Annotated in this window: 8 protein-coding genes; 1 reads left to right on the top strand and 7 read right to left on the bottom strand. The window is 68.7% G+C overall.

Features of this window, described 5'->3' with window-relative positions:
* The 4 genes from VFV09_01660 to VFV09_01645 form a co-directional block, all read right to left on the bottom strand.
* Positions 1 to 2,463 (bottom strand): adenylate/guanylate cyclase domain-containing protein (locus VFV09_01660; protein HEU4866410.1); only part of this gene is annotated, 2,463 nt, incomplete at its 3' end.
* A 287-nt stretch (positions 2,464 to 2,750) separates the two neighbouring features.
* The gene (locus VFV09_01655; protein ID HEU4866409.1) at positions 2,751 to 3,527 is read right to left on the bottom strand and encodes a class I SAM-dependent methyltransferase; all 777 of its coding nucleotides are present in this window, start codon (positions 3,525 to 3,527) and stop codon (positions 2,751 to 2,753) included.
* Between the two features lie 43 nt (positions 3,528 to 3,570).
* Positions 3,571 to 4,608: a chemotaxis protein CheB gene (locus VFV09_01650; GenBank protein ID HEU4866408.1), complete on the bottom strand. Its 1,038-nt coding sequence runs from the start codon at positions 4,606 to 4,608 to the stop codon at positions 3,571 to 3,573.
* A 7-nt stretch (positions 4,609 to 4,615) separates the two neighbouring features.
* Entirely contained in the window at positions 4,616 to 5,479 is an 864-nt protein-coding gene (locus tag VFV09_01645; protein ID HEU4866407.1) for a Rieske (2Fe-2S) protein, read from the bottom strand.
* Between the two features lie 144 nt (positions 5,480 to 5,623).
* Here VFV09_01645 and VFV09_01640 point away from each other — a divergent pair, with 144 nt between their 5' ends.
* Positions 5,624 to 5,791 carry a hypothetical protein gene (locus VFV09_01640; GenBank protein ID HEU4866406.1) on the top strand — a complete coding sequence of 56 codons (168 nt, stop codon included), beginning with the start codon at positions 5,624 to 5,626 and terminating at the stop codon, positions 5,789 to 5,791.
* Here the strand turns inward: VFV09_01640 and VFV09_01635 are convergent.
* The 3 genes from VFV09_01635 to VFV09_01625 all read right to left on the bottom strand — a co-directional run.
* Entirely contained in the window at positions 5,788 to 7,176 is a 1,389-nt protein-coding gene (locus tag VFV09_01635) for a ferric reductase-like transmembrane domain-containing protein (protein ID HEU4866405.1), read from the bottom strand. The two genes, VFV09_01640 and VFV09_01635, sit on opposite strands and share 4 nt — an antisense overlap.
* Entirely contained in the window at positions 7,169 to 7,723 is a 555-nt protein-coding gene (locus VFV09_01630) for a hypothetical protein (protein HEU4866404.1), read from the bottom strand. Before VFV09_01630 ends, VFV09_01635 begins: the two co-directional genes overlap by 8 nt.
* 45 nt (positions 7,724 to 7,768) lie before the next feature.
* Positions 7,769 to 8,458, bottom strand: a 690-nt coding sequence (locus tag VFV09_01625; protein ID HEU4866403.1) for an ATP-binding protein, incomplete at its 5' end; no start/stop codon positions are given.

Below are 8,458 nucleotides of genomic sequence, written 5' to 3'. Positions count from 1 at the left end.
GTAGTGGGGCACCCCGCCCGCCTCCCGGATCGCCTCGGAGGCCCCGATGACCCGGGCGGCACGCTCCAGGTCGCCGCCGGCGGCAAGGACCAGGGCGTAGGTCTCCAGGTAGTAGGTCACACGGGCCGGGTTCCCGACCTTGCCGACCATCGCAAGACCCTCCCGCAGGTACGGCGCCGCCCCCGCAGGGTCGTTCCGGGCCAGGGCCACCTGCGACAGAGTGTAAAGGGCGAAGTAGGTGCTGACCGGGTCGCCGATGTGCCGGGCGACCTTCAGGCCCTCCCCGGCGTGGGCTTCGGCGGCCTCCAGGTTGCCCTGCATGTAGGCGGCGGTGCCGAGGTTGGTCCAGGCGCCCGATGCCATCATCTCGTTGCCCTGCTCCCGGAACAGCGGAAGAGCCTCCTCGAAGGATGCCTCCGCGGTTTCCCAGTCAGAAAGGTTTAGCGAGGACAGGCCGAGCGAGGACAGGCAGAAAGACAGCCGTGGCTTGTCACCGATGGCTCGGGCCAGCTCGATGCACTCCCGGAAGTAGCGGTTGGCGGTTGCGTGGTCGCCCTGGACCAGGGTGGTCGAGCCGGCGATGGCCAGCGCCAGGGTCCGCTGCGGATCGGCCGGGTTGTGCCGGAGCAGCGCCTCCATCGACCTCCGGCCCTCCTGTTGGTGCCCGTGGAGCCACCAGAACATCCATAACGACCACCCCATCCCGGCGGCAAGCTCGTCGTCCCCGGAATCCAGGGCCCACGCCATCGCCGCCCGGAGGTTGTCCTTCTCGAGCTCCAGCCGCCCTAGCCACTCCACCTGGGTCGGGCCCTGCAGGTTGCGCGCCGCCTCCTGCGCCAGCCCGGAGAAGAACCGGGCGTGCTTCTCCCGGGTCTCCGCCGCCTCCCCGGACTCCTCGAGCCGCTCCAGGGCGTACTCCCGAACCGGCCCCAGCATGACGTAGCGGGCGCCGAACTGGTCGAGGGTCGCCTTGACTATCGACTGCTCGGCCAGCATCTCCAGCAGGTCCAGCGCTTCGTCGGAGCAGACTGCCTCGACCGCCTCCAGCGAGAACCCCCCGGAGAAGACGCCCAACCGGGCGAAGAGGTCCCGCATGTCCCCGTCGAGCAGGTCGTAGCTCCAGGCGATCGCGTTGCGCAGGGTCTGCTGCCGGGCGGGCAGGTCCCGGGGCCCCCCGGTCAGAAACGACAGGCTGCGGTTCAGCCGCCGGGCCACCTCGTGCGGCTCGAGCGTCCGGATGCGGGCTGCCGCCAGCTCCAGGGCAAGCGGCAGGCCGTCCAGGCGCCGGCATATCTCGGCGATCTCCCGGGCGTTTCGTTCCGTGAGTGCAAAGTCGGGCCGGACCGCCCGGGCACGTTGGAGGAACAGTTTTACTGCCTCCGAGGTCTCCAGGGCGGTGAGGTCGGTGGACCTGTCCGGTGCCGGCAGCGACATCGGAGGGATCGGGTACTCCTGCTCGGCGACTATGCGCAGCGGTGCCCGGCTCGTGACCAGGACCTTCAGGCGGCTGGTCTCGGAGAGCAGGTCGGACACGAAGAAGGCCGCCGACAGAAGGTGCTCGAAGTTGTCCAGGATCAGCAGGGTCGACTTGGCGGCAAGGTGCTGTTTGACCGTCGACTCGATGGAGGTGGTGCCCTGCTGGCGAAGCCCCAGCACCTGGGCAACCGTCGACGCGAGGAGCGCGGGGTCGGTGACCGAGGCCAGCGACACCAGGAAAACGCCGTCCTCGAACTCGGGCAGCAACTCGTATGCCACCTGGATGGCGATCCGGCTCTTTCCGGTGCCGCCCGGGCCGGTCAGGGTGACCAGCCGGTTGTCGTTCAGCTGCTTGCGGATGTCCTGCAGCTCCCGCTCCCGGCCGATGAACGACGTAACCGGCGCGGTTAGGTTGTTGGGCCGGGCGTCGATTGAGCGGGGAGGCGGGAAGCTCGTGAGCAGGCCGGGCGCCGTCAGCTGGAACAGCCGGTCGGGGTGCTCCAGGTCCTTCAGCCGGTGCTCGCCGAGGTCGGTGAACCCCAGCTCTTCGCCCGGGGAGCCTTCGACCAGCGCCCGGGTCGTCTCGGAGACCAGGATCTGTCCGCCGTGGCCGGCTGCAGCTATCCGGGCGGCCCGGTGGACGTCGATGCCCCGGTAGTTCCCGTCGACCAACCTGCCTTCGCCGGTGTGAATGCCCATGCGGACCCGGACCTTGACCCCGTCGGGAAACTCGTGGGCTGCCAGGCCCCGCTGGGCGGCGACTGCGGCGTCGATCCCGGCGCGGGCGCCGGCGAAGACCACGAAGAACGAGTCGCCCTCGGTCCCGACCTCCTTGCCCCCCTGGGCGGCGAACGCCTCACGCAGGATGGCGTGATGGGTGGAGAGGAGGGCGTCGTAGCGCTCCCCCAGGCTCTGCAGCAGCTGGGTGGACCCTTCAATGTCTGTGAAAAGGAAAGTAACGGTTCCGGTAGGGAATCCGGTGTCCACCTGCTGCCAACCCTCCACAACAAAAGCGTCGGATTACCGACTGTAAACAGTAAACGGTTCTTCGAATCGGAACTACCAAATCGCAAGCGAGGCCGGAAAGTGCGCCAATTTCGGCTAAAACGATCGGCCGATCGCGCCGATACGACTTCTAGGCAGTTCCAGCCCCGCCGGAGGTCATTTGTGCTCCACCTGTTTCCGCTGATCAGCGACTTGACGCACACGCTGAGTTTCCTCGCGCTCCGCCTCCTGGCCGCCGTGGAGCGACTCCAACCCGGTAACTTCTCCGCCTAGAGGCGGATTTCGATCACCCGGTACCGGCTTGTGACGCGGAAGGCGTCCGGGTCCTCGTTGCCGGATCGAAGCACATCGAGCACCTCGGACTCCAAATCTTCGAGGGTTCCGGCGTTTTCCAGGAGCGGCTTCATTCCGACGCTCATCGGGTGGTTCTCCTGGTTGCGCCTCAGGTACTCCTCCGGAGAGTCGGCAAAAAACTGCAGCTCCCCCTCGTGGAACGTGGCCGTCGCCCCGTGTCTGGCCGCCAGTTCTTCGACGGCGGGCTCTTCGTGCCACTGAAGCCTCGACGGCGGCCCCGGCTCGCCGGTGGCGGCGTTGACGTACTTGATGAACAGGCCGACCATCGCGTCGATGGTCCCGCCGGGCAGCCACACCGTGAGGTACGCCCTGCCGCCCGGGCGCATGACCCGGATCATCTCGGAAAACGCCCTCTCGGGGTCGCCGGCGAAGATCATTCCGAAGATCGACGTGACGACGTCGAACGACCGGTCCGGGAACGGCAGCGCCTCGGCGTCGCCCACCTCGAACGTGATGTCGAGGCCTTCGTCGGCCGCCCGCGTGCGGGCAACCTCGATCAGACGCTGAGCCTGGTCCAGCCCGGTTACCTTTGACCGGAAGCGGGCGGCGAGGATCGCGGCGTTGCCGGTCCCGCAGGCAACGTCCAGGACGCTCTCGGTCCGGAGGGGCGACGCCATCGCAACCACGCGTTCGGCCACCGGCTCCAGCTCCAGTGCCGTCAGCTCGTACTTTCCAAGTCCCCAGTCAGGCATGGGCGCTAGTTCACCACATTGCCGGGGCTGCGCGCCGGGCGGTTCAGTCGCCGTGTCCTTCTTCGGGGCTGCGCCCCGACTCATCGTGGTCCAGCGCCGACAACGAGCCGCGACGGATCAGGTCCCGGATCTGGTCGGCCCCTCGCTCGGCCTCAACGGCCTGGCTCTCCATCCGCACGGCCGACGCCTCGATGTCGCGCCTGCGCATGCGGCCGGCCAGGTCGTAGAGCAGTGCCGCCCGTTCCTCTAACGATCGGATAGCCGTCCACAGCGCCGTCTCTACGGTTGCCGCCTGCTCCGCCTCGAGGCTCTTCTGGGAGTAGGCGTGGCCGATGCGGCAGCGAAAACGCGGGACGAGCTCGCTCTCCACCTGGAACAGGGTGCCGTGGCACTCGGGGCAGGTGTAGGGAGAGGGGTCGCCCACCTGCTCATCGGGCGGGAGCTTCATCCTGTCCTGCCGAACCGGGTCGTCGGCTTCCAGGTCGGGGACCGCAGCCACCACCGGCACCTCCCGTTCCACCAGGTACTTAACGATCCCGGGAATCGACAGCGCGGCGTCGACCATCCCGGTCTCAATCGAGCTCTGAGGCATGCGGGGGTGGATCGCGTCGTTGGGATTCTGTGCGACCGAGGTCCCTCCCGCCGCTGCAATCGCCACCACGCCGGCCGCCCCGTCGTCCGCTCCACCCGACAGCACAACGCCTGTGACTGCGTGCCGGTAGTAGTGGGCGGCAGAGCGGAAAAGAGGGTCTATCGCCGGCCGGTGGCCGTTCTCCCGCGGCCCGCGGGAGAGGTGAATCTGTCCCGGGCCCACGACCAGGTGGTGGTCGGGTGGGGCGACGTAGACCCTGCCCGCCAGGATCGGCTCCCCGTCGACGGCGTGCGTCGCCGGAAGGATTCCTGCCCGCCCGAGGATCTCGGGTAGGCGGCTGCGGGCTTCGGGCGAGATGTGGATTGCTATCAAAACCGCTGCGGGCAGGTCGGCCGGCAGTCCCCCAATGAGGGTGGTCAAGACCTCAATGCTCCCTGCGGACCCCCCGATCACAATCAGGCGCTCGGGAGCAGGCTGCTCAGGGCTCAATTGCGGATCAGCCTCCTCTAACCTCTTTTAACTCGATCTTTCCCCCGTGAACCCTGGTCTCGAATCGGGCTTGTGGAGCGCTGGCGGGGCCGTGGATCACCTCGCCGGTGCAGAGGTCGAACTCGCTGGCGTGCCACGGGCAGGTGACGGTGCGGGCTTCCGGGTCGATCGACCCCTCGTTCAGCGGGCCGCCCCGGTGGGTGCACACGTTGTGGATGGCGCAAACGTTCCCGGAGTTGCGGTAGAGCAGCACGTCGGTGTCGCCGGCCTGCACGACCTGCGGTGCGTCCTCCAGCAGGTCCTCGTCGGCCAGGACCGGGGTCCAGTCCTGAGGCTTGTGGTCGAATGCCGTCCGGTCGACGCCGGAGCCCATCCGGAACGCCAGGTGACCCCCTAGGTACCCCGAGGCCCCCAGCAGTCCCAAGCCGAGCGCCGCAAGCAACTTGCCCGAGGTGGTGTCGCCGTTGCGGCGGCAGAAGTAGGAGGAGGTGAACGCGGTCAGGGCTGCCGTGTTTCCCAGAGCGTGGACGAGGCCCACCCGGCGCTCTTCCCCGATGGTGTCGACCCAATCCGCCAGCCCGGCCAGGGCCGTCGGTATGGCGGAGAGAATGCCCAGGCCGGTCATGACCTCGGCGGACTTCTCGTGGCGTTCACCGAGCAGGTCCAGCACCCCGCCTGCGGTCCAGAAACCAATCGCCACGTCGGTCAGGAGCGGGTGCACCGGATGCCCCAGCCACTTGCCGGTCAAGGCGTCCTTGACCGGACCTTTCGGAATGACCTTGGAGGCCGCATCGGTGCCCGGAATCGCTACTTTGTCCAGGATCTTGGCGTCTTCAAGGCTGGCCAGCAACTTGTCGAGAAAGCCCGGCATAACAAACTCCTTTGACTCGCGTTGCAGTCGGGCTCGGTATCTACCCTTCCCGCCGGGCAGATAACCGGGAGCGTTTTACGTCTTCCGGCCGGGGGTAACTTGTGCGGTTAAGGAGTTCTGAGCGCTCGACGAAAGGAGCGGCCGATGCAAAGCTTCTCAGATCAGACTGCCAGCCCCCTGACCGAGCCGGAGGCCGTCGCCGTGCCTCCCGACGACCCCTCGATGGTCGAAGCCGAAGAGCCGCCGCCGGTGACCGAGGTGCCCGAGGGCGTCCCGGAAGCCGACTTTCTGGAGCAGACCCTGCCGGCCTAGGCGCCGGCAAACTTCTCGGTATGCACCCAGGGGTCCGGGACGCCCACCTTCCGTAAGCGGCAGGCCGCGTCCTCGACCATCCTCGGGGACCCGCAGACGAAGACGTTGAACGGCGCCGTCAGCTGCTGCAGGCACTGCCGTAGGACGGCTTCGCTCAGCCGCCCCCGGTGCCCCGGCCAGGCCGGGTGGGGACGGGACAGGATGTGGTGGACGGTCAGCGGGAGCCGGCTCTTGAGACCGTCCAGCTCCTCCCGGAACGTGACGTCCTCCCACTCCCGGCTGGCGTACACCAGGCAGAACCGGCGCCGGTCGCCGGTGTCGGCGAAGCTGCGAAGGATGCTCATCATCGGCGTGATGCCGACGCCACCTGCGATCAGCAGGTAGTCGCCTTCCGGATGGGCCGGCGAGAACGAGCCGTGGGGCCCGTCGACGTGGATGCGGGTGCCTAGGTCGAGACGGCCCACCCCTTCGGTGAAGTTGCCGAGCGCCTTGATGGTGAACTCCGGGCACTCGGGACTCGCTGCGCTCGAGGAGTAGGAGAACGGGTGCTCCCGCAGGGAGAACGGGGTTTCCCCGAGCTTGATCCAGGCGAACTGGCCCGGGCGGAAGTGGTGGCCGCCGTGGCCGACCGCCCGCAGCTTCACCGTGTGGGCCTCGCCCCTCTCGCGCCGGACGCCGGTTACAACGTACGGCTGCCGGGAGGCCCCGTGCGGCCGGGCGAGCCGCAGGTGCGAGAGGCCCCAGCCGGCTATCCCGAGCATCGCCACCGAGGCGACCCAGATCGCCCCCAGGCTGAGGTAGTGGTTGACCCCGACCATGTGGGCGAACGAGAACCCGATAAGCCCGGCGCCGAGGACGATGTGGACCCACCGCCAGGTTTCGTAGCTGAGCTTGAACCAGCGCCGCCACATCGAGGTCCCGCCCAGTAGAAACAGGCAGACCAGGGCGCTGACCCCGGCCCGGGCCCGCCACGGGGCGACCATCGGGTTGAGCAGGGCCCACTTGGCCGGGTCGTCGATCAGCAGCACCACAAGGTGGGCCAGCACCAGCCAGATGCTCGCCATTCCGACGTAGCGGTGGAAGCGGAGCAGGACGTCGACGCCGAAAGGCGCAGTGAAGGGGCGGGCCCGGGAGGGCAGGACGACCTGCAGCACCAGGACCGCCAGGGCGGCGAACCCCAGCGCCGCCCCGAGCTCCACCCCGAAGCTCCGGCCCGGGGGCCGGGGGGCGACAAGGACCAGCGCAAACGGAGCCAGCACCAGGGCGACGTAGACGCATGCCCAGAGTCGGCGGACGGTCTTTTGTGAGCCGCCCACGTCGGCGGCCGGCGCCGGGTCGGACTGAGGCCGGTCCAGGACCGCAGTGCCCGCCGGACCCTCAATCATCGTCACCGCCGCTGTTGCTCCGCCCGGGGTTCTCGTAGTTGCCCGGCCCGGAGTTGCTCTTGGCTCCGTCGTCGCCTCCGTGACCGCTGTTGTCGTCGTCTCCGCTATGACCGCTGTTGTCGTCATCGGACGAGTCGTCGTCGTTGTCGCCGTCCTCGGGTGTCCCGTCTCCGCGAGTGTCGACCGCCGCCGATATGGTTGCCGCCGGGCGGGGGGCCGCTGGCCTGGCGGCTACCGCCGCCGGCGCCGAGCCCCGGTTGGAGGAGCCGCCGGAGCCGGAAGAGCCCCGGCCGGACGTTGAGCCCCCGCCGGGTCCCGCCTGAGTCTGGTCGTCGGCCGGGCCGGATGCCGCCGCCGTAGCTTCAGGGGAGGCTTCTGCCGTGGGCGTGGAGGAGGCCCGGGGGCTAACCAACGCGATCGTGCCGTCCTGGGCGGGAGGCGCCTCGGGGCTTCGGGCGGCCGCCGTGAAGGCAACTCCTATGGCGGTTGCAACTACAACTCCGGTGAGGCTGAGGGCCGCGGTGGCGGCCCGGTCGAGCTTTTTCATTCGTCCCTCCAGATCTAGGTGGCCGCACTCGGCCGCTGAGATCAGTTATCGGGGACGGCGATGAAACAATCGTGAGGTCTGGGTTAAAGATTCTTCATGCACATCGGCCGGCGGGAGCCGGAGCGAGATCGTCGTCCCGACGCCCGGGGTGGAGGCGGCCCAGATGGTCCCGCCCATCGCCTCGGTGAGCGAGCGGGCTATGGCCAGCCCCAAACCGGCGCCGCCCGCCGACCCGCTGCTGGGACGGGAGCCGCGGAACAGCCGGTCGAAGATGTGGTCGACGTCCTCCGGCGGGATCCCGGGGCCCGTGTCGGAGACCTCCAGCAGCACGCCCCGGCGGTCCTTCCGGGCGGATAGGGTGATCTCCGCGTCCGGCCCGCCGTGGCGGATGGAGTTGGTGACCAGGTTCGACAGGACCTGCAGCAGGCGTTCCGGGTCGGCCCGGACGAAAAGCCCCGGCTCCACCGAGACGCCGATCTTCCGATGCTCCAGCAGCATCCCCCGCAGCAGCGCCTCCTCCATGACCAGCTCCACCTCCACCGGCCGGGTCTGCAGGGTCAGTCCCTCCTCCAGCCGCGCGAGGAGCAGCAGGTCCTCGACGATGCGGCCCATCCGGTCCAACTCCTCCAGGGCGATGCCGGCCGAGCGCTGTTTGGCGTGGTCGTCCATCTCGTTCTTAAGCAACTCCAGCTGGCCCCGGGCGATGGTCAACGGGGTGCGCAGCTCGTGCGACGC

Source organism: Actinomycetota bacterium, assembly GCA_035759705.1.
GTDB lineage: Bacteria > Actinomycetota > CADDZG01 > JAHWKV01 > JAHWKV01 > JAJCYE01.
The sequence above is the reverse complement of the archived record's forward strand: the minus strand, read 5'-3'. Positions and strand labels throughout refer to the sequence as shown.

What these genes read in the sequence shown, in the direction of transcription:
- VFV09_01630 (HEU4866404.1), bottom strand. Translation starts at nt 7,723, where the DNA reads ATGAAAAAGCTCGACCGGGCCGCCACCGCGGCCCTCAGCCTCACCGGA.
- VFV09_01655 (HEU4866409.1), bottom strand. Translation starts at nt 3,527, where the DNA reads ATGCCTGACTGGGGACTTGGAAAGTACGAGCTGACGGCACTGGAGCTG.
- VFV09_01640 (HEU4866406.1), top strand. Translation starts at nt 5,624, where the DNA reads ATGCAAAGCTTCTCAGATCAGACTGCCAGCCCCCTGACCGAGCCGGAG.
- VFV09_01645 (HEU4866407.1), bottom strand. Translation starts at nt 5,479, where the DNA reads ATGCCGGGCTTTCTCGACAAGTTGCTGGCCAGCCTTGAAGACGCCAAG.
- VFV09_01635 (HEU4866405.1), bottom strand. Translation starts at nt 7,176, where the DNA reads ATGATTGAGGGTCCGGCGGGCACTGCGGTCCTGGACCGGCCTCAGTCC.